Consider the following 19,167-nt stretch of genomic DNA (forward strand, 5'->3'; position numbering starts at 1 on the left):
GCGGGTCCCGCGCTCAGGCCCTAAGCTGGCCCAGGAAGGCGCGGGTGCGCGCCTCGCGCGGGTCTTCGAAGAAACGGGCCGGCGGGCCGGCCTCGAGGATCTTGCCCTCGTCCATGAAGATCACCCGGTCGGCGACGTCGCGGGCAAAGCCCATCTCATGGGTGACGACGATCATGGTCATGCCCGAGGCGGCCAGACCCCGCATGACCTCCAGCACCTCGCCGACCATTTCCGGATCGAGCGCCGAGGTCGGCTCGTCGAACAGCATGACCTTGGGGGCCATGGCCAGGGCCCGGGCGATGGCGGCGCGCTGCTGCTGGCCGCCCGAGAGCTGAACCGGGTACTTGTCGGCATGACCGGCGATGCGCACCCGCTCCAGCAGGGTCATGGCCCGATCCCTGGCCTCGGCGCGCGAGAGGCCCAGGACCCGCATCGGGGCCAGGACGCAGTTTTCGAGCACGGTCAGATGCGGAAAGAGATTGAAAGCCTGGAAGACCATGCCACTGGCGCGGCGGGCGCCGGCCCCTTCCCGCCCGCTGGCCGAGAGGTCCTGGCCATCGACGCGGATGGTCCCGGCCTGATGCGGCTCCAGGCCATTGATCGCGCGGATCAGGGTCGACTTGCCCGAGCCGGAGGGCCCCAGGACCACGACCTTCTCGCCGGCGGCGACGCTCAGATTAAGGCCCCGCAGCACCGGCTGGTCGCCGTACCACTTCTGGAGATTTTCGATCTCGATCATCGCCTGGCTCATGCGGGACTCCGGGGAGCGGTTTGAAGGCGGCGCTCCAAGGCGGCGGCCGCGCGCGACAGGCCAAAGCACAGGAGCCAGAACGACAGGCCCACGAAGATGTAGGCCTCTGGCTCGAGCCCCTGCCAGGCAAAGTCGCTGACGGCGTTGCGCAGCACGCCGGTGATGTCGAGGACGCCGATCACATAGAGCAGGCTGGTGTCCTTCAGCAGGCCGATGAAGCTGTTGACCAGGGCCGGGGTCGCCGTGCGCAGGGCCTGGGGGAGAACGACGTCGACCAGGGCCCGCAGCGGGCCAAGGCCCAAGGCCCGGGCCGCCTCGCGCTGGCCCTGGGGCACGGCCATCAGGCCGCCGCGCACGGCCTCGGCCATGTAGGCGGCCTCGAACAGGGTGATGGCGACCATGGCCCGGCCAAGCTTGTCGAGCGGCAGGGCCGACGGCAGCAGCAGCGGTCCCAGCACCGCGGCGGCGAACAGCACCACGATCAGCGGCGCGGCGCGCGCGGTCTCGACATAGGCGCTGGCCAGCAGGCGGATGAGCGGCAACCGGCTCTGGCGGGCCAGACCCAGCAGCACGCCGAGCGGCAGGGCGAAGATGGCGCAGACGGCGCCGACGATCAGGTTGAGGGCGAGGCCTCCCCAATAGGCGCTGGGCACGCTGGGCAGCAGCCGCGCCCCGCCCATGAGGACGAGACATACCACGGCCCCCAGCGGGGCGGTGACGAGGACCAATCCAGCGCGGCGCGGCAGGGCGAGCGGCGAAAGCCCGGCCGCCAGGGCCAGCACGGCGAGCAGGACGCGGCCCCCGTGGCCCGGCGGATAGAAGCCGATCAGGATCTGCGGGGCGCGGGCGGTGATCATCGCCCAGCACGCCCCGGCCGGATCGCAGGCCGCGCGACTGTCGCCGGTCCATGTGGCGTCGAGGATCAACCAGCGCAGGGCCGGTCCGGCCAGCACCACGGCGAGCGCGGCGACCAGCGCCCAGACCGCCCAGCGGCGCCAGGGATGCCCGCGGCCGACGCGGCTCATCGCACCGCCCAGCGCGCCTGGCGCGCGGCCCACAGGTTGATCAGGCCGCTGATCGACAGGCTGAGCGCCAGGTAGAAGACCAGGATCAGGCCCAGGGTCTCGATCGCCTGGCCGGTCTGGTTGAGCACCGTGCCGCCCAGCAGGGCGACGAGATCGGGATAGCCGACGATGATGGCGAGGGAGGCGTTCTTGGCGAGATTCAGATACTGGCTGGCCAGCGGCGGGGCGGCCACCCGCAGGGCCTGCGGCAAGGTGATCAGCATCAGGGTCTGGATCGGCGAGAGCCCCAGCGCCTGGGCGGCCTCGGCCTGGCCAGGAGCGATCGCCGCCAGGGCCCCGCGCACGACCTCGGCGATATAGCCGCCGGTATAGAGACCAAGGCCCCCGACCAGGGCGAGCAGCGGCGGCGAGACGACCTGGCCACCGACGAAACCAAAGCCCTGGGCGCGAGGAACCTCCAGGCCCGAGACCGACAGGACGAGGCCCAGTCCACAAAAGCCCAGCCAGCCAAAGCTCAGCACCTGGGCCGCGCGGCGGCTGGGGGCCCGGCGCCAGATGGCGACCAGGGCCGCCAGCGCCAGGGCCGCTCCGGCCAGCGCCCCGCCCCCTCCCCACCGCCAGTCGAGGCGCGGCAGGTAGAGACCGCGATTGCTGACAAAGCCAAGCCCGAAGAGATCGAGCGCGGCGCGGGGCGGCGGGGCCATGGCCAGCAGGCTGTAGAGCACCAGGAGCAGCACCGGCAGCGGGATGTTGCGAAAGAGCTCGACATAGCCCTGGGCCAGGATCCGCACCGGTCCGGACCTGGCCCGCAGGGCCACGCCAAAGGCCAGGCCCAGCAGGCTGGCCAGGGTCGCGCCCAGCCCCGTGACCTTCAGGGTGTTCAGCGCTCCGACCAGCAAGACCTTGGCGTTGCTGTCGCGCGGCGAATAGGCGATCGGCGTCTCGGCGATGTCGAAACCGGCGGCCCGGCCCAGGAAGTCAAAGCCCGAGGCCAGGCCGCTGGCGCGCAGATTGGCCGCGCCGTTGCGGGCCAGCAGCGCCAAGAGGGCGAGGACGGCGGCCAGGGCCAGGCCCTGCCAGGCGAGGCTGGCCAGGCGCTGGCGGGTGAGCGGGACGGCGGGCGGGCGGCTCATCGCATCGGCGGGGCGTAGAGGAGGCCCGGCGGGCTGGCGTTCCACAGGGCGTTGAGGCCGCGCTCGATCTTCAGGGGCGTCGCGGGCCCCAGGTTGCGGGCGAAGACCTCGCCATAGTTGCCGACCTGTCTGATGATCTGGAAAGCAAAGTCGTCGGAGAGGCCGATCATCGCCCCATAGCCGGGCTCGGCCCCGAGCAGGCGGCGGATCTCGGGATTGTCGCTGCGGGCGCGCAGGGCCTCGACATTGGCCGAGGTCACCCCCAGCTCCTCGGCCAGGATCATGGCGTTCAGCGTCCAGCGCACGACATTGCCCCAGGCGTCGTCGCCCTGGCGCACCACCGGCCCCAGCGGCTCCTTGGAGATCACCTCGGGCAGGATCAGGTGGTCGCCAGGCCGGGCCAGGGTGGCGCGGGCGGCGGCGAGGTTGGAGAGGTCGGCGGTATAGACGTCGCACTGCTCGCGGCCATAGGCGGCGCGGGCCTTGTCCTCGGTGTCGAACACCACCGGCTCGTAGGTGAGCTTGTGGGCCCTAAAATAGTCGGTGAGATTCATCTCGCTGGTCGAGCCGGTCTGGATGCAGATCCGCGCCCCGTTCAGCTGCGCCGCGTGGGCCACGCCCAGCGCCTTGCGAACCAGGAAGGCCTGGCCGTCGTAATAGTTGACCCCCGAAAAATCGAACTTGGCGTCGCGCGAGAAGGTCGCCGAGGTGTTGCGCCACAGGACGTCGACCTCGCCGGCCTGCAGCACGGTCAGGCGCTCGGTCGAGGAGGTCGGCGTAAAGCGCGCGGCCTCGGCGCGGCCGAAGATCGCCGCGGCGGTGGCCCGGCAAAAATCGGTGTCGAAGCCGCGCCAGCGGCCGGTGTTGTCGGCATAGGCAAAGCCGATCAGCCCCTGCTGGACGCCGCAGACCAGATAGCCGCGGGCGCGGACGGCGGCCAGGGTCCGTCCCTGCCCGGCCCCGGCGGCGGCCAGCGCCACCGGCGCGCCCTCGACCCCGACCGCCTTGGGCGGCGGGCCGTCGACGGCGCTGCCCGGATCACCGCAACCGGCCAGAAGGCCGACGAGCGGGCCGGCGAGCAGGCCGGCGGCGACCCGCGCCGCCAGCCCCTTAGCGCGGCGCGCCATCGCCGCTCTCGTAGCGATCGCGCAGATCGAGCGCTCGCGAGCGCAGCGGCTGGGCGATCCCATCGACATAGATGGCGGTCGGCAGGCTGCGCGGCGCGAGCGGGTCGCCGTCCCAGATCACCAGGTCGCCGGCCTTGCCCGGCGCCAGCGAGCCCAGCTGATCGGCCAGGCCGAAGATCCGGGCCGGGGCGATGGTGATCGCCTCCAGGGCCGCGGCGTAGGGCAGGCCCTGGGCCACGGCCGAGCCGGCCTCGTAACGCAGCTCGCGAACCCGGTGGGCCGGATCGGGGCTGACGATGGCGATCTCGACGCCGGCGGCGCGCAGCTTGGCGGCGTTCTGCAGGCTGGCCCCGACGATCTCGAAGCTGCGTGGCAGGTCGGCGGTGGCGTTGAGGATCACCGGGACCTTGGCCGCGGCGATCTCGCCGGCCACCCGCCAGCCCTCCTCGGCGCCGTTGAGGATCACCTTCAGGCGCTGCTCGCGGGCGAAGGCCAGCACCTGGCGGATGTCGGCGGCGCGGTGGACGGTGACCAACAGCGGCTCGCGCCCCTCGACGACCGGGATCAGGGCTTCGAGATCCTGGCGCGACAGCTTCAGATCGCGCAGCTCGCCGCGATCATAGGCGGCGCGGTTTTGCTTGTAGAGGCGCACTTCCTCGAGGCGGGCGCGCAGCAGGCCGATCTCGGCCCCGCGCGAGCCGCCCGCGCCGTTCTCGCCAAAGCGCATGGCCACGGCCAGGCGCGGCTTGACCAGCAGATCGCCGGCCAGGCGGATGGCCAGGACCTGGCCGTCGAACAGCGCCCCATCGCCGTCGTCGGCGCCGCCGCCCTCGCCGTCGCCGCCCGGGGCCGGCACGACGATGGCGCGGGTGACGCCGCCCAGCCGCGCGACGGGCACGAGGGTGGTGTCGGGGTTGAGGCCATATTGCGGATCGAAGGCCGCGCCGAGGTCGGAGGACGAACTCTTGGCGTCATCGGTCCCCTTGACCGAATTGACCTCGCGCACGCCCAGGACCGTGTTGGGCGCGAAAAGGCCGGGGGTGACGATCGCGCCCTTGGCGTCGATGACCTGGGACCCGGCCGGTGGGGCCAGGCCCTTGCCGACCGCGAGGATCTTGCCGTCGCGGAGGATCACCGTGCCATCGGCGATCTCGCCGACCGGCCCCATGGTCAAGAGGCGCGCGTGGATGATGGCCGTGGCGGGCTCGGCCAAGGCCGACGTGGAGAGCGCGGAGGCGGCGAAGAGGCCGGCCAGCAGGGGAACGATCGGCTTCATTGGGCGAGGTCTCCGCGGTTTTGGCCGAGCTCGAAGTCGGAAGGACGGCGCGGGGCCTGGCGGTCGAATTCGACGGCGCCGTCGATGAACACGAGATCCGCGAGCGCGTAGATGCTCAAGGGATCGGCGCTCCACAGCACGATGTCGGCCATCTTGCCGGGCTCGAGAGACCCCGTGCGGTCGGCCACGCCCATGATCTTGGCGGAGTTGAGCGTGATCCACTGGATGGCGACGGCGTCGGGGATGTCGATGCCGGCGCGGCGGCCGGCGGCCTGGGCGACGGCGGCCTCGCGGTTGAGGCGCTGGATGATGTTGGGATCGTCCGAGTGCAGCGAGACGCAGACCCCGGCCTTGGTCAGGAGGGCGGCGTTTTCCTCGATGCCGTCATAGGCCTCCATCTTAAAGCCCCAGCGGCCCGACCAGACGGCCGCGCAGATGCCCTCGCGGGCCAGCAGCGGGGCGATCTTGTAGGCCTCGACCGCGTGGTGGAAGGCGGTGATGTGGTAGCCGAACTCGTGGGAGACATCGATCAGGTTGGCCATCTCGTCGGCCCGGTAGCAGTGGTTCTGCACCAGGAGCTCGCCGGTCAGGGCCCCCGACAGGGTGTCGAGCGTCAGGTCGCGCTTGGGCGGCTCGCCCCCTTCCCCCTTGGCGGCCTTCTTATCGTAGGCGGCCCAGCGCTTGCCGTAGTCGGCCGCCTCGATCCAGCCGCGGCGATAGCCGGCGACATTGCCCATGCGGGTGGCCGGGGTGCGGCCGCGCGCGCCGTAGCGGCCCTTGGGGTTTTCGCCGCAGGCCATCTTCAGGCCGTAGGGCGCGCCGGGGAACTTCATGGCCTGGACGGTGACGGCCGGGACGTTCTTCAGGGCCACGGTGCGGCCGCCGAAGAGATTGGCCGAGCCGGGCAGGATCAGCAGGCTGGTGACGCCGCCGGCCCGGGCCCGCTCGAACCCCGCGTCCTGGGGCCAGACGCTGTGCTCGGCCCAGACATAGCCGGTGTTGGGGTCGATGTTCTCGTTGACGTCGACCTGGCCGGTCACGGCCGGGGCCGGAAACACCCCAAGGTGGGAGTGGGCGTCGATCAGGCCGGGGGTGACCCAGCGGCCCTTGGCGTCGATCAGCTTGGCCCCGGCCGGCGGCGCGGCGGCGGGCCCGACCGAGACGATCTTGCCGGCGTCGAACACCACCATGCCGCCGAGGATCTTCTGGCCCGTCCCGGTGTAGATGTTGGCGTTGACGATGGCCGTCAGACCCGAGGCCGCGACCTTGTAGGTGCTCGGATAGGCATCGCGGGCCGGGACCAGGCCCTTGGGCGGCGGGGCGGCCGGGCGCGGGGCGGCTTCGGCCTGGGGCTTGGGCGGCGGGGTCGTGGCGCAGGCGGCCAGCAGCAGGGTGGCGCTCAGCGCCAGCCAGGGCACGCGGCGGGGCCGCGCCGCCGCGCTGGCCAGTCTCGACGGGTTTGACACGGGGTCTCCTGACGCCGCCGACGCGGGCGGTCCTTGATCAAAAGAGAGAGGCGAAACGGTGGGCGCCCGCCGGGCGCCCTGGGCAGAGGGCGTCCGGCGGGCCGAGGCGAAGGGTCCAAGACGCCCCTGGGGAGGTTCGTCCGGATCCGCTCGCCGCGTGGCTAGAAGGACTTGCTGAGGCTCAGGTACCAGTAGCGGGCGTAGGGCTGGTAGACGGCCCCCAGATAGCCGTAGGTCCCCGACGAAAGCGGCGGGTCTTCGTTGGTGATGTTGTTGACGCCCAGGCGGATCCTGGAGCCGTCCAGGCGCCCCTTGCCGACCGTCCACTGGCCATAGAGGTTGCCGGTCACCTGGCTTTCGACCTGCCAGGGCGTGCCGTCCGTCGCCAGAAGCGAGGTGTCGTCCATCGAGGAGATGTACTTGGTGAACGCCCCCACGGTCAGCTGCTCGTAGCGCCAGGTCAGCGAGGCCGAGACCTTGGTCTTGGGCGTGCCGTTCTGGCGCAGGAGGTCCCCGCCGCCGGTGATCGACGTGCCGGCGTTGATCTTGCCGGCCTGGCGGGCGGCGAGCAGTTCGGCGATCTCGGCCGAGGGCTGGCGGTAGAACTTGTTGAAGTGGGCGACATTGATGTCGGCGTCGAAATCGCCAAACCGCGTGCCGTGCAGGCGCCAGTTGAGGCTGACGTCGAGGCCGCGGACGTCCTGCGGATTGAGGTTCTGGTACTGGTCCTTGACGTAGGTGACCTGGCCGACGGCGGCCAGACCCGTGCCGGCGGTGCGGGCGATGTCGTCGGCGGTCGGGGCCAGGCGGATGACGTTGGGGTTGCTCGAGCCCTGGACGCGCAGCAGGTAGTCGAGGATCAGGGCGTTGCCTTCGCCGAACACCCCGATGATGCCGTTCTGCTTGGTGTCCCAGACATCGACGGTCAGGGTAAAGCGCCCCAGTTCACTGGGAATGAACTTCGGCTGCAGGACAAGACCGATCGACTGGCTCTCGGAGGTCTCGGCCTTCAGGTCGGGATTGCCGGCCCGCTGGGCGGTGGCGACGATCGAAGCCGAGCAGGCGCTGAAGCTCGAGATCCGGCCGGCCCGCAGGTCGGCCTCGCAGAAGATGTAGTCGGTGCGAGTGTTGCCCCGCGTCACGATGGCCGAATTGACCTGCAGCAGGTTGGGGGCGCGGAAGCCCTTGGAGTAAGAACCGCGGACCCGCACGCCGTCGAAGAGGTCCCAGGCCAGGGCGACCTTGGGTTTGGCGACATCGCCAAAGTCGCTGTAGTGCTCATAGCGTCCGGCCAGCTGCACCTCGACATTGCGCACCAGGGGCACGTTCATGTCGGGCGAGACGACGGGCACGGCCAGTTCGGCATAGGCCGAGGCGACCTTGCGCGAGCCCTTGGAGTCGGGGGTCGGGCTGACGCCGAAGAGGTCCGAGGTCTGGACTTCGCCGGTCACCGCGTCGGTGAACTTGATCGTGCCATCGACGCGAGCGTCGCGGTTGTCGCTGATCGTCTCGCGGCGCAGCTCGACGCCGGCGGCCAGGCCAAGGTCACCGGCCGGCAGGGCCAGGAGGTCGGCCTTGGAGACCTTGAAATCCCATTGGGCCAGGGTCGAGCGGCCCTTGAGGTAGGTCTTGACGCGGATGGCGTCGAGGGCGGCCTTGGAGCTGGGCGTGCCGTCGACCCCGGTCGGGTTGCTGGCGCTGCCGCCGTTGAACGGGTTGTAGGCGTCGGGGGTCGACAGGGCGAGTTGCTTTTGCAGGGCCGTGGAGCTGACGCCGTCCTGGACGTCGGTGACGCCGGCCTCGGTGTAGAGCAGCGCGCTATCCCAGCGGAAGCCGTAGGCATTGCCCTTCAGCCCGCCGAGCACCCGCACCTGCTTGCCCTTGACGTCGACATTGGTCGGGCCAAGGTCGCCGAACCGGTAGTTGGTCAGGCTGACGGCGCGGCCCGCGGCGGGGATGTTGAGGTTGGCCAGGCGATTGGGGTTGACCGTGCCGTCGGCGAAGGTCACCGGGCCGAACGGGTTCCAGTAGTTGGACGCGGGGATGGCGATCTTGGTCGAGCCGATCGTGAACACCCCGTCCTGCACGCTGTGGGTGTCGGAGATGTAGTAGCCAAGCTCCCCATAGGCGGTGACGTCGTCGGTCAGGTCATAGCGCCAGGTCGAAAAGAGGTTGGTGCGGCGCATCTTGGGCATGACCGACAGGCCATAGACCGACTGGGCGTCCGAGCGGGTGTCGCGGGCCGCGCCGGAGGTGGCGCGCGTACCCGTGCCGATGCAGATGCCGCCGGCCAGCACCGAGCCGCACGAGCCGTCGGCGGTCGGCTGGATGTGGAAGACGCCCGCGGCGGTGGTCAGGTTGGTCGTGCCCTGGCGCACCGCGCCAGTCTGGCCGATCACCGTCAGGTCGGCCCAGGGGCTGAGCGTGCTGCGGCGATCGAGCGTATTGGAGCCGGCGAAGCTGGTGTCGGCGAATAGCGGGCGCTTGTCGCCGCTGGCGGTGTAGTCGAGGTCGGTGGATTTGAGCGCGCTGCGATAGGCGTAGTCGGCCGACAGGGTGACGTTGCCGCGCCCTTCCTTGAAGTTCTGGCCGACGGCGAAGTTGAGATTGAAGTCACGCATCGACGTGCCTTCGGCCCCGCCGTAGCGCACGGTGACCGTCCCGCCGTCGAGGTCATCGCGCAGCACGGTGTTGAGCACGCCGGCCACGGCGTCGGCGCCATAGAGGGCCGCGGCCCCGTCGCGCAGCACTTCCAGGCGCTGGATGCCCGAGACCGGCAGGGTGTTGGAGTTGGTGGTCAGCACCGGGGCGAGGTTGGAATCGGCCTGGGTGCCCGGCCAGGTGACGACCCGGCGGCCATTGAGCAGCACCAGGGTGTTACCCACGCCCAGGTCGCGCAGGTTGATCGAGCCAACATCGCCGCGGGCGAAGTTGCTGCTGGTCGCGCCATTGGTGCTGTTGAAGGTGACATTGCCCATCTGCGGCACCGCGCGCAGCAGGTCATCGCCCGAGACCGCGCCGGTGGTGGCGATCTGGGCGGCGTCGACGACCGTGACCGGCACGGCGGCGGTGACCTTGGAGCCGGCGATCTGGGTGCCGACGACGATCACCTCCTCGACGGTGGCGGCGTCCTGCGGCGGCGCGCTGGCCGTTGCTTGAGCTTGGGCGTGGGCCAGGCCCGCGCCCAGGAGGCTGGCCGTGCTGGCCAGCAGCAGCGCCCGGCTGGCGCGTTGGAAGCGATGGTTCATGATAACCCCCTCAGGTCTAGCGTGCGCCGCCGGCAGGCTTTCGCCGTTCTCGATCGACAGCTTCTGAGACGGATGGGCGGGGCGTTGCCCCACCTGAGCCCGGCCAGAAAATCGCCGTTTTTGTCGTTGCCTGGCGGCTGGGCGCCGATCGCCCACGAAGCGGGCGCCGCCCGCTATCGAAGCCCCACTAAACTTGTAGAGTTTGCAAGGCGCGGCAGTTTTTGGCGCAGCGGCGCCAGGGAAACTCAATCGCGCGGCGGGAGGCCTGCCCCGCCGCGCGCTCCACGGACGCTCTTGGCTGGCGCTAGTAGAAGCTGACGTTGTCGATCTCGAGCCACAGGGTCTCGCCGGCTGAGCGGCCGCCCATCAGTTCGACCTCGGTCAGATCCTTGGCGGTCCACTCGCCCTTGCCGCGCAAGGCCTTGAGGGCGGTGAACGGGATCTCGACCACGCGCCAGTCGGCCCCGGCGCTGAACGGCGCCGACCAGCGCCCGCTGGTCGTGGTGACGCCCAGCGCATAGGCGCCGTCGCCGCGCGCCTCGAAGCGCACGCCCTTGAAGGCGCTGGCGTCGACCGGCGTGATCGAGCCCCGGCTCAGCGGAATGATCACTCCGGCGCTGGGCTTGGCCTTGATCGCCATGCGGGCCGACAGCGACAGGGCCCGGCCTTGCGTCCCCCGGGCGATGGTCTGGCTGATCTCGACGGTGCGGTCCATGCCGCCGTCCGGATCGTCGGTGCGCAGGGTGTCGAGGCTGGATCGGCGGTCGCTCCGCTCGAAGTCGTCGATCAGGGCCTTGGCCGCGATGGCCGGCGGACTGGTCGCCTGGTTGGCGCTCATCGGCGGGGCGCCGGGCCCATAGACCAGCTTGCCGTCGATCAGCACCCGGTCGGTGTTGCGCACGTCGGCGATGCTCGTCCACGGCGCGCCCTTGATCAAAACCAGATCGGCGCGCTGACCCGGCGCGATGGTCCCGCGATCAGCGGCGAGGTTCATCAGCTTGGCGCTGTCGGCGGTGGCGGCGATCAGGGCCTGGCTGGGCGTCAGGCCCGCGCGGACCAGGAGCTCCATCTCGTGCAGGGTCGAGACGCCGTGCGGCGTGCCGGGCATGCCTGCGTCGGTGCCCAGGCCCAGGGTCACGCCCGCGCCATGCAGGCGCTTGGCGTTGGCCAGGGCGATGTCGAACTTGCGAAAGCTCTGGCGGTTCTTGGGATCGGCCGGATCGCGGGCTGGCTCGCCGGGCTTGACCGGCTCGTAGACGGCCAGGGTCGGGGTGTCGGCCGTGCCGCCGGCCTTGATCGCCGCCAGGGCCTCGTCGTCGAGCGGGCGGTCCTGCAGGCTGTGGGTGATGACATCGACGCCGGCCTTGCCGGCCACCGCGCCGCGCTCGACGGTGACGGTGTGGGTGAAGACCTTGAGGTTTTGCTTGTGGGCTTCGTCGACCAGGGCCGAAAGGGTCCAGCCGTCCATGCTGGTGTTGTCGGGCGAGGCCCCATAGCGCCAGCCGTCGGTGAAGGCCTTGATCAGGTCGGGCTTGTAGGGGGCCAGGGCCTGGATGGCGGCGCGGGCCGCCTCGGGGGTGTTGACCCACTTGGTGGTGGCCGTGTCGGCCCAGTCGGCTCCGTGGCCGCCGGGGGTGCTGACCCGGGCGGCGAAATTGACGTGCGGCGCGACCAGGGTCGAAAGCCACTGGCGGCGCGGGGCGAAGGATTCGGGCGCGGCGTTGAAGTCGTTGACCGTGGTCACCCCGGCGGCGACGTAGGCGCTGGCGATCTGCGGGGTGGTGGCCGGGACGCCGCCGCCGGTCCAGTGGGTGTGAAGGTCAAAAAAGCCCGGCAGCAGGGCCTGGCCCTTGGCGTCGATGACCTGGGCCCCGCGCGGGATCTTGACCTTCAGCCCGACGGCGGTGATGCGGCCGCTTTCGATGACCACGGTGGCCGGGCGCGGCGGCGCGCCGGTGGCGTCGAAGACAATGGCCCCGACAATGGCGACCGGGCGGGAGGCCGGCGCCTCAGCATGGGCCGCGCTGACCAGCAGTCCCGCGCCCGCCGCCAGGGCCAGGGCCGAAGCCGCCGCTGTCATCGATCCCGTCCAACCGTGCTTGGTCTCGCCCATCGCCCTACTCGCCTTTGATGCCTGGCGCGCCCCGGCGCCGGTGCTCTTAGACGGCGAGCGCGGCGATCGCCCCACTGAAAAAGGCGGCGGGGCGACCCCATTTTTTCTGCATTGCGCGGGGCGCGGGCGTTTGCCCGCTCAAAGGGCGATCGGCACGGCGGTGGTGAACTTCATCTCCTCCATGGCGAAGGCGGAGCTGATGTCGAGCAGGCGCACGGCCTTGATCAGCCGGCGATAGACCCCGTCATAGGCGGCGATGTCCTTGACGCGCAGTTTCAGGAGATAGTCGACCTCGCCGCTCATCCGGTAGAATTCGACGACCTCGGGGATGGTGCGCACGGCCCCGGCGAAGGCGGCCAGCCATTCGTCGCTGTGCTCGGCGGCGCGGACGGTGACGAAGACCACCATGGCCGAGCCGAGCTTGACCGGATCGACCAGGGCCACGCGCTTGAGGATATAGCCCTCGTCCTCGAGGCGCTTGAGGCGTCGCCAGCAGGCGTTTTGCGACAGGGCCACGGCCTCGGCCAGCTCGTTGACCGTCAGGGAGGCGTCTTCCTGGACGATCTCCAGAATGCGCCGATCGATACGATCCAGCCCGCCATCCGCCATAGTTCATCCCTCCCAAGCCCCAGTCCGTGGAGCGGAGAGTTTCGCGCGGATCGGGCCCCGTAAAGGATTTTTACCACCAAAGGCGAGATTTCTTGGGAGATTGCCACAAGGGCGGCGCAAGCGCGGCGGTCCTCGCAAAACAGCCAAGCCTAGCGTCAGCGCGCCTGGCGCCTTACCTTCGGACCATGGCCGCCCGTCTTCGCCCCACCGCCCGCCTGCTCTCCCCGTCCGGTTGGACGGCGCTGGGGATCCTGGTCATGGGACTGTCGATCGGCCTGGCCGCGGGCCTCACGCTATGGGCGCGCGGCCTGCCGCACGGCTAGGCCCCGCCCCGGCGTCTCCCGTCTCCTCGGGGCTCAGCGGCTCCAGAACACATGCACCGCGCCCGGCGCGGTCTCGACGGTGAACACCTCGCCGTTGAGCCGCGCGTCGCGGGCCATGGCCTCGTAATCGATATAGAGCCGCAGCGGCGCGGGGATATCGACGGTTTCCTCGGTCAGGGCCTGAAAGCAGTCGGCGAGGCTGTCGAAGACGCCGTGATATTGCGCGTCGAGCGCGGCGGCGGCCGCGCCCAGATCCCCGCCAAGCTCGGCCAGCACCAGGGCGCCCAGAGCGCCCCGCGCCCGCAGGAAGGCGGCGATCTCGACCACCCGGCCGATGCTGGCGTGTTCGCCGATCTCCACCCCGCCAAACCCTTCATGATCATGGATGGCGAATTCCTCGGCCCCAGCCACGGGCGAAGCCTTCAGCATGGCGCCGATCGCCGACCACACGGCGGCTTCGTCGCCCTCGACCTCGATCCAGGCCCCGTGCAGCCAGCCGCTGTTGTAGGCGGCGAGACACGCGACATAGATGCGCGGTTCAAGCCTCTCGAACGCTGAAGTCATGGTCCCTCTCCTCAAGGCAGGGGTTCGTCGTCACGAACCCTTGCCCGTCGGCGAGACCGGGGGTGCAAGCGGCGGCGCCCGCTTCGCGGGGACCCGGCTGCAGGCCGCCTTCAGGCGGCCGAAGCTGGGCGGAAGCGGGTCCAAAGCGCGCCGGGGGCGGCGCCCCAAGCCGCAAGGGCCGCGGCGAGCGGCCCAGAAGACCGCCCCCGCGCCCCGAGCGAAGCCCGCGCCCCTAGGCGATCGGCTTGGCCCCGGGGGTTCCGCACTTGGCGAACTTGCCCTTGGCGTCCTTGCACTTGACCGGCTTGGCGGGCGCGGCGGCCGGACACTTGATGAACTTGCCCTTGGCGTCGCGGCAAGGCGCGGCGGCGAAGCTGGCGCCGGCGGCCGACAAGGCGAAGGCCAGGGTGGCGGCCAGGGCGATGGTCTTGCGCATGAGAGTCCCTCCAAAGACCTGGGGATGATCTCAAACTTCCTGTGACGCTTTGATGGCGCACCGCCCCTCGCCTCCCAAGAATCGCGTAGCCGGCGGCCATGACCCGAGACGAGATCGACGCGATGCTGGACGCCATGGCCGCAGAGGCGACGCAAAGCGGCGACGGGACCCTTCTCCCCGGGGCGATCAACTTCCATTCGGGGACCTGGGTGAAGATGTCTTCGGCCGACCTGCCGACCACCTGCGTCAACACGATCGTCGGCATCCGCTATCGCGGGGTTTCGGTGCTGGTCAGCAGCCTGCGCGAGGACCGGGTGCAAAACCGCCGCGAGGACGAGGGTCAGGGCGCGCCTTACATGGATCTGGAGCCGCGCGCTTAAGGCCGGCGCGGCCGGTCAAGGTCGGCCGGCGGCCGCGGAAACGGATTGATCGGGTCCGGCTCGCCGCGCGCGGCGAAGCCGCCCTGGTCGATCAAGGCCTGGACGGCCAACCACCGGCGGAGGTCCTGTTCGAACGCCCGCCAGGCGGGCCGGTTGAAGTGGCCATGGTAGCTGGCGCTGGCCATCCAGCCCTCGCGCCAACCGACCACGTCGTCGGCGAAGACGCTGCGCGGGTCCTCACGCTTGTAGGGATTATCGGCGCGGGCCTTGCCGGCCAGGTGATCGCGCGCGCCGCGGCGGACAAAGACATTGGTCCAGTCGACCTCGGGATCATCGCGCAGGAACTCCAGGCGATCATCATCCGGCTCGCCCCACGGCGCGACATCGGCCACGCCAAAGGCGGCCGGCGACAGGCGCTCTTCGGGCGGATCCTGGCTCATGGCCAAGCCTAGCCGAAAAGGTCGGGCGGCGGAAAGTCCCGCGCCACGGCGAGGGTTCCGGCCGGCGCGGCCCGCAGGATCTCCGCCTGCGGCCGGGTCAGGTCCAGCCAGTCACGGCCCTGGTCGGCGGGCAAGACCACGATCTGACGATCATGATAGGGCGCGATGTCGGGGCCTGGCGCGGTGGTCAGCATCGTCCAGCAGCCCTGCTTGACGATCCCGGCGATCCAGAACACCGGATTGCCCGGCATGGTGAACTTCCAGCGCGTCTTGCGCTTTTGCCCCGGCAGCGGATCGGTGAACTCGTAGAAGCCGTCGGCCGGGATCAGCACCCGGTCGCTGCGGCCAAAGTCGTGTCGTTCGCTGACATAGTTGAACACCGGCTTGCCGCTGGGCGCGCGCCAGGCCCACGGGGTCATCGACACGACGGCCCGCCCCTCGACGTGACGCAAGATCGGCGCGATCTCGGTCATCCTGATCTCGGGACGCGGCTCGAAGTTGGAGGCCTGGCCCTCCCAGACCACCGGCAGGCGCAACACCTTTTGCCAGAGGCTGAAGAGATCGCCGGTCTCAAGACTATAGAGATTGCACATGCCCGCGCCGTCCAGCGTTCAGGGCTTGAGCCAGAGGCGGGCCCACCAGTGGGACCCATCGTCCTCGTCGTACTCGACCTCGTAGGCTTCGAGCCGCGGATGGACATGCCAGAAGACCGTCGGCGGGGCGTGACCCTGGTTGTAGGCCTCCAGGTCATGGGGCCGGTCGGGCACGGCCGGGGCGATCGACGAGACGACCTCGGGATTGGCCTCGCGCCGGAACCACAGGCGCACGAGCTTCTCGCCCTCGGGGCCACCTTCGGCCGGCGCCACATCGGCCCGCGCCACCCAGGGCAGCGACCACAGCGACGGGTCATGGTCGAGGATGAAGAAGGCGGCGTCGGGCTGGCTGTCGGTCATGGTCCAAACCTAGTCGCGGGTTGCACGGGCCGCTAGTCTCGCGGCCATGTCCGGCCCCAGCAATGACGACCTGCCGCCGACCCTCTCCAGCGATGCGGCCTTCGCCGTGGCGGAGATCCTCGAGGAGTATGCGCCGGCGAGCGCCGAGGACTACGCGCGCCTCGCTAACGAGGCCGAGTCCGGCGCGGCGCGCTTCGACGGCGGCCCGGGACTGGCCCAAGAGGTGGCCGGCGAACTGCGCCGGCGCGCCCAAGCCTTGCGCGACGCTGGCCCCTAGCGATTGTCGCCGGAGATCCCCGCCCTGCCCTTGGCGCCGCACACCGTGCAGCGCAGGGCGCGGGCCAGCTCGGCCGGGCGCCGCCAGGGGCCGGCCCTGGCAAGGATGGCCTGCTTGGTCCAGGTGACGGTGTAGCCGCAGGCGCAGCGGATCGTCAGGCGCTCAAGCTTTCCGGTGCGCGGATCCATCTCGGCCATGGTCAGCGCCTGGCCCCTGGCGCGCGCCAGCCAAAGCCCAGCGCTTGCGGGTCGACACCGGCCTCACGCAGGGCGTCGATCGCCTCCCAGCGGAAGCGCTCGGCGAGCTCTGCCGGCTCCCAGACGCCGCTAACCGTCAATTGCGCCAGATGCGCGCCACAGCGCGGACAGGGCGTGCGGCGCTGTATTTCGGCCAGGCTAAGACCGAGCAGCGGACGGGCCCGGCCCAGCATGGTGTCACGCCGCCAGGTCTTGCTGGTCCCGCAGGCCAGGCAGCGGAACGACAGCTCGCACTTGCGCTCGAAGAGATCGACGAGGCGAACCTGCGCATAATGCGGCTCCAGCGCCATCAGCTTGCGGCGCTGCTGGTCGCTGAGCTCAGGCATCGGGCGGCTCGACCTGACGCACGGCCCGCCAGAACGGCCAGGGCTTGGCGCTGACCTCCTCGACCTCGAACCAGGCTTCCTCGCCGTCGAATGCGGGCACGCGATCGGCGCTGACGAAACTACAGAGGCTGCGTTGGGCGCGGCGCGTACCGCCGGCGAAGCTGAAAGTCAGGGTCCTGCCGTGCTCGGCGCCGCCATACTGGCGCACCCGTCTTAGCTTCACGACCATGCGCTGGAGGATGCGTTCTGGTTTGGGGGCGTGCGGCGTCGCGCGCTGTCTTGCGCGTGGGGTGGGCATGGCGATCTCCGAGTTCTTATTTTGTTCTCTCGCTGGAGCGAGGAAGAGTCAACGTCCCGCGTCCCCAAAAGGCCGGCGACGCGACGTCGCAGGCGCGTTAGGCCCGGTCGGAGAACCGCTCGAAGGCGGTGATGCGCCGGGTCGGCAGATGGACTTCGCCGCGATAGATCTCGGCCTGGAGGAAGGCGAGCTCGGCATCCTTGTCGGCCTCGTCGACATCGATCCACCAGGCGCGCGGGCTGGGCCCCGGATCGCCGCTCCAGCGATAGCCGCGCGCCTTGAGCACGTCCTTCAAGTCAAAGGGCGAATTCTCGGCCCAGATCCGCACCGAGGCCCTGCGGGCCGTCGCCAGCAGTGTCTGGAACGCCGAGCCGTCGGTGGCGCCCAGGGGCGAGGCCAGGATCTCCAGGGTCGCCAGGCAATCGTGATGAGCGCGATGGCCGTCATGGAAGAAGCCGTAGGCGCAGGCCAGGAAGGCGAGCTTGCCGCTCTCGTGGCCATGGGCCTGCCAGTCGATCTGGGTGTAGGAGCAGGCCCAGGGCTTCTGCGCGAAGGCCGGACAGAAGGCCTCGGCGAAGCGCCGGTCGAAGCCAGCGTTATGGGCGATGATCAGCGCCGCGCCGTCGATGAAGGTCGCGACCTCGGCCGGATCGACGACCTGGCCCGCGACCATGGCGTCGGTCAGGCCGGTGAGCTTGGTCACGTCCGGCGGGATCGGCCCCGATGGCTGTCGAAGCCGCGAGAAAGGCTCGCCGACCGCGACGATCCGCCCGCCCGCGTCGTAGGTGAACGGCACGAGGCCAAACTCGATGATCTCGTCCTTAGCGGGATCCAGGCCCGTGGTCTCCAGATCAAGGACGATCCCCTGCCGCGTCTGGCCGACGACCTCGCCGGCCACCAGGCGCGGGGCGTCGAGGCGGCGCAGCACGCGGTAGCGGCCGCTGGCCTCGAGCGCCGCGGCCATGGCCTCCAGATCCTGGTCGGGGGTCCTCACTTCAGCCGCGCGAGCACCGGACAGTGGTCGGAGCCGCGCTCGCCGGCCGCGTAGGTCAGCTCCTCGAAGCCTTCGAGGTCGCGGGCGGCGCGGGCGTCGAGCACGATGTGGTCGATGAACTCCGAATAGCGCGGGTCGCACTTCGGACCCGCGCTCCCCTCGGCCAGGGACAGATCGGCGTTGGGCGGGTCGGCGTCGTCGATCTCGCGCCAGACCACATCGTCGGCGCGCGCCAGGCGGCGGTTGAAATCGCCCAGCACCGCGAAGCGAACGCCCTCGGCCGCGCGCGCGTCGATCCAGCGCTCAAGGATCGGAACCTGGCGCATCAGGGTCGCGCAGGCCTTGGCGGCGTCGCCGGCGAAGCACCCGGACTTCAGGTGCACGGCCAAGAGCCGCAGCGGCGCGTGGCCCGGCGCGCGGATCGTCACGTCGACGCCGCCGCGCAGGTTGGGATCGCCCAGTTGCAGGTCGGTCAGATCGGGCGCGCGCTCGACCGTGATGCCCTTGCGGATCGCAAAGCCGACCGCCTGCCGGGTCAGGGTGCGCCCCTCCCCGCACGGGAACGGATTACCAGCGGGACGCGCCTCGATCAGCAGCTGGTACTTGGCCGGATCAAAGACCCTGGCAGCGGCCTTGACCGACTCCACCTCCTCGAAGGCGACGACATCGGCGTTCAGGCGCTCGGCGTAACGCCGCATCGTTTCATAGTCGGCGTCGGTGCGTGGCTTACAGCCCTTGGCCCCGTCTTCGGACAGATGCTCCATGTTCCAGGTCGCCACGCGCAACGGCGCGGTCAAGGCCGCGGACGGCGACAAAGCCAGGCCGAAAAGAGCAACAACGAGGGCGGCGAAACGAGCGAGCATGGCCTTTTCCTAACCGGCCACGCCGAGTCGCGCCAAGGCGGCTAGCGCAGGCTCCAGGGCCGGATCAGCAGCACCATCAGCGTGAACACCCCGAGATAGATCAGCGGTGTAAAGCCTGGCCATACGGCGCGATCGACAGCCTGGACGAGGCTGGTCAAGACGGCGGTGGGCAGGACAGCGGCCATCAGGCAGCCGATCCAGGCGATGGGCTCGCCCCAGCGGCCTTTGCCACCCGGCTCTAGCTCGTCGTTTAGTCGCATCGCACCCACATATACAAGTTTACCGCGACTCGCGCCACCTGGACTAGC

23 protein-coding genes are annotated in these 19,167 nt (G+C 70.3%); 3 read left to right on the forward strand and 20 right to left on the reverse strand.

From position 1 onward, the window contains the following. Positions 1 to 13: 13 nt before the first annotated feature. The 9 genes from CSEG_RS12395 to CSEG_RS12435 form a co-directional block, all read right to left on the reverse strand. Positions 14 to 751, reverse strand: coding sequence for an amino acid ABC transporter ATP-binding protein (locus CSEG_RS12395; protein ID WP_013079578.1), 738 nt, complete (start codon positions 749 to 751; stop codon positions 14 to 16). Continuing rightward, on the reverse strand, positions 748 to 1,776 hold the full coding sequence (locus CSEG_RS12400) for an amino acid ABC transporter permease (RefSeq protein WP_013079579.1): 1,029 nt from the start codon (positions 1,774 to 1,776) through the stop codon (positions 748 to 750). The genes CSEG_RS12395 and CSEG_RS12400 overlap by 4 nt, the downstream gene beginning before the upstream one ends. After that, positions 1,773 to 2,909, reverse strand: a complete 1,137-nt coding sequence (locus CSEG_RS12405; RefSeq protein WP_013079580.1) for an ABC transporter permease subunit — start codon at positions 2,907 to 2,909, stop codon at positions 1,773 to 1,775. The genes CSEG_RS12400 and CSEG_RS12405 overlap by 4 nt, the downstream gene beginning before the upstream one ends. Next, the gene (locus CSEG_RS12410; protein ID WP_013079581.1) at positions 2,906 to 4,036 is read right to left on the reverse strand and encodes an amino acid ABC transporter substrate-binding protein; all 1,131 of its coding nucleotides are present in this window, start codon (positions 4,034 to 4,036) and stop codon (positions 2,906 to 2,908) included. Before CSEG_RS12410 ends, CSEG_RS12405 begins: the two co-directional genes overlap by 4 nt. Then, complete coding sequence (locus CSEG_RS12415; protein ID WP_013079582.1) at positions 4,020 to 5,312, reverse strand: amidohydrolase family protein; 1,293 nt, start codon at positions 5,310 to 5,312, stop codon at positions 4,020 to 4,022. The genes CSEG_RS12410 and CSEG_RS12415 overlap by 17 nt, the downstream gene beginning before the upstream one ends. Further along, positions 5,309 to 6,778 carry an amidohydrolase gene (locus CSEG_RS12420; protein ID WP_013079583.1) on the reverse strand — a complete coding sequence of 490 codons (1,470 nt, stop codon included), beginning with the start codon at positions 6,776 to 6,778 and terminating at the stop codon, positions 5,309 to 5,311. Before CSEG_RS12420 ends, CSEG_RS12415 begins: the two co-directional genes overlap by 4 nt. A gap of 161 nt (positions 6,779 to 6,939) precedes the next feature. Then, complete coding sequence (locus CSEG_RS12425; RefSeq protein ID WP_013079584.1) at positions 6,940 to 10,026, reverse strand: TonB-dependent receptor domain-containing protein; 3,087 nt, start codon at positions 10,024 to 10,026, stop codon at positions 6,940 to 6,942. A gap of 304 nt (positions 10,027 to 10,330) precedes the next feature. Further along, positions 10,331 to 12,139, reverse strand: coding sequence for an amidohydrolase family protein (locus tag CSEG_RS12430; RefSeq protein ID WP_013079585.1), 1,809 nt, complete (start codon positions 12,137 to 12,139; stop codon positions 10,331 to 10,333). A gap of 138 nt (positions 12,140 to 12,277) precedes the next feature. Further along, positions 12,278 to 12,748 carry an Lrp/AsnC family transcriptional regulator gene (locus CSEG_RS12435; RefSeq protein WP_013079586.1) on the reverse strand — a complete coding sequence of 157 codons (471 nt, stop codon included), beginning with the start codon at positions 12,746 to 12,748 and terminating at the stop codon, positions 12,278 to 12,280. Positions 12,749 to 12,933: 185 nt separating this feature from the next. Between CSEG_RS12435 and CSEG_RS22575 the strand changes: the two genes are divergently transcribed. After that, on the forward strand, positions 12,934 to 13,071 hold the full coding sequence (locus tag CSEG_RS22575; RefSeq protein ID WP_013079587.1) for a hypothetical protein: 138 nt from the start codon (positions 12,934 to 12,936) through the stop codon (positions 13,069 to 13,071). 33 nt (positions 13,072 to 13,104) lie between these two features. Here CSEG_RS22575 and CSEG_RS12440 read toward each other — a convergent pair whose 3' ends face one another. Together CSEG_RS12440 and CSEG_RS12445 are read right to left on the reverse strand one after the other, a co-directional pair. After that, positions 13,105 to 13,635 (reverse strand): antirestriction protein ArdA, encoded by a 531-nt coding sequence (locus tag CSEG_RS12440; RefSeq protein WP_013079588.1) that lies wholly within the window; start codon positions 13,633 to 13,635, stop codon positions 13,105 to 13,107. Positions 13,636 to 13,867: 232 nt separating this feature from the next. Beyond that, the gene (locus CSEG_RS12445; RefSeq protein WP_013079589.1) at positions 13,868 to 14,071 is read right to left on the reverse strand and encodes a hypothetical protein; all 204 of its coding nucleotides are present in this window, start codon (positions 14,069 to 14,071) and stop codon (positions 13,868 to 13,870) included. Between the two features lie 98 nt (positions 14,072 to 14,169). Between CSEG_RS12445 and CSEG_RS12450 the strand changes: the two genes are divergently transcribed. Next, the gene (locus CSEG_RS12450; protein WP_013079590.1) at positions 14,170 to 14,451 is read left to right on the forward strand and encodes a hypothetical protein; all 282 of its coding nucleotides are present in this window, start codon (positions 14,170 to 14,172) and stop codon (positions 14,449 to 14,451) included. Here the strand turns inward: CSEG_RS12450 and CSEG_RS12455 are convergent. From CSEG_RS12455 to CSEG_RS12465, 3 genes are read right to left on the reverse strand one after another with little or no spacing between them, the layout of a single operon-like run. Beyond that, complete coding sequence (locus CSEG_RS12455; RefSeq protein WP_013079591.1) at positions 14,448 to 14,891, reverse strand: hypothetical protein; 444 nt, start codon at positions 14,889 to 14,891, stop codon at positions 14,448 to 14,450. The genes CSEG_RS12450 and CSEG_RS12455 overlap by 4 nt on opposite strands. Before the next feature lie 8 nt (positions 14,892 to 14,899). Continuing rightward, entirely contained in the window at positions 14,900 to 15,484 is a 585-nt protein-coding gene (locus CSEG_RS12460; RefSeq protein ID WP_013079592.1) for an SOS response-associated peptidase family protein, read from the reverse strand. An 18-nt stretch (positions 15,485 to 15,502) separates the two neighbouring features. Continuing rightward, a complete protein-coding gene (locus CSEG_RS12465; protein ID WP_013079593.1) occupies positions 15,503 to 15,844 on the reverse strand; it encodes a hypothetical protein in 342 nt (113 codons plus the stop codon). Positions 15,845 to 15,890: 46 nt separating this feature from the next. Here CSEG_RS12465 and CSEG_RS12470 point away from each other — a divergent pair, with 46 nt between their 5' ends. Continuing rightward, positions 15,891 to 16,121: a hypothetical protein gene (locus CSEG_RS12470; protein ID WP_013079594.1), complete on the forward strand. Its 231-nt coding sequence runs from the start codon at positions 15,891 to 15,893 to the stop codon at positions 16,119 to 16,121. Here CSEG_RS12470 and CSEG_RS12475 read toward each other — a convergent pair. From CSEG_RS12475 to CSEG_RS12500, 6 genes are all read right to left on the reverse strand, one after another. Next, positions 16,118 to 16,318 carry a hypothetical protein gene (locus CSEG_RS12475; protein WP_013079595.1) on the reverse strand — a complete coding sequence of 67 codons (201 nt, stop codon included), beginning with the start codon at positions 16,316 to 16,318 and terminating at the stop codon, positions 16,118 to 16,120. The genes CSEG_RS12470 and CSEG_RS12475 overlap by 4 nt on opposite strands. 2 nt (positions 16,319 to 16,320) lie before the next feature. Next, a complete protein-coding gene (locus CSEG_RS21605) occupies positions 16,321 to 16,704 on the reverse strand; it encodes a hypothetical protein (RefSeq protein WP_013079596.1) in 384 nt (127 codons plus the stop codon). Next, the gene (locus tag CSEG_RS12485) at positions 16,697 to 17,002 is read right to left on the reverse strand and encodes a hypothetical protein (RefSeq protein ID WP_013079597.1); all 306 of its coding nucleotides are present in this window, start codon (positions 17,000 to 17,002) and stop codon (positions 16,697 to 16,699) included. The genes CSEG_RS21605 and CSEG_RS12485 overlap by 8 nt, the downstream gene beginning before the upstream one ends. A gap of 97 nt (positions 17,003 to 17,099) precedes the next feature. Further along, positions 17,100 to 17,996: a 3'-5' exonuclease gene (locus CSEG_RS12490; RefSeq protein WP_013079598.1), complete on the reverse strand. Its 897-nt coding sequence runs from the start codon at positions 17,994 to 17,996 to the stop codon at positions 17,100 to 17,102. Further along, positions 17,993 to 18,859: an endonuclease/exonuclease/phosphatase family protein gene (locus CSEG_RS12495; protein WP_013079599.1), complete on the reverse strand. Its 867-nt coding sequence runs from the start codon at positions 18,857 to 18,859 to the stop codon at positions 17,993 to 17,995. Before CSEG_RS12495 ends, CSEG_RS12490 begins: the two co-directional genes overlap by 4 nt. 41 nt (positions 18,860 to 18,900) lie before the next feature. Beyond that, entirely contained in the window at positions 18,901 to 19,119 is a 219-nt protein-coding gene (locus CSEG_RS12500) for a hypothetical protein (RefSeq protein WP_013079600.1), read from the reverse strand. Between the last annotated feature and the right edge of the window lie 48 nt (positions 19,120 to 19,167).

Source organism: Caulobacter segnis ATCC 21756 (assembly GCF_000092285.1).
GTDB lineage: Bacteria > Pseudomonadota > Alphaproteobacteria > Caulobacterales > Caulobacteraceae > Caulobacter > Caulobacter segnis.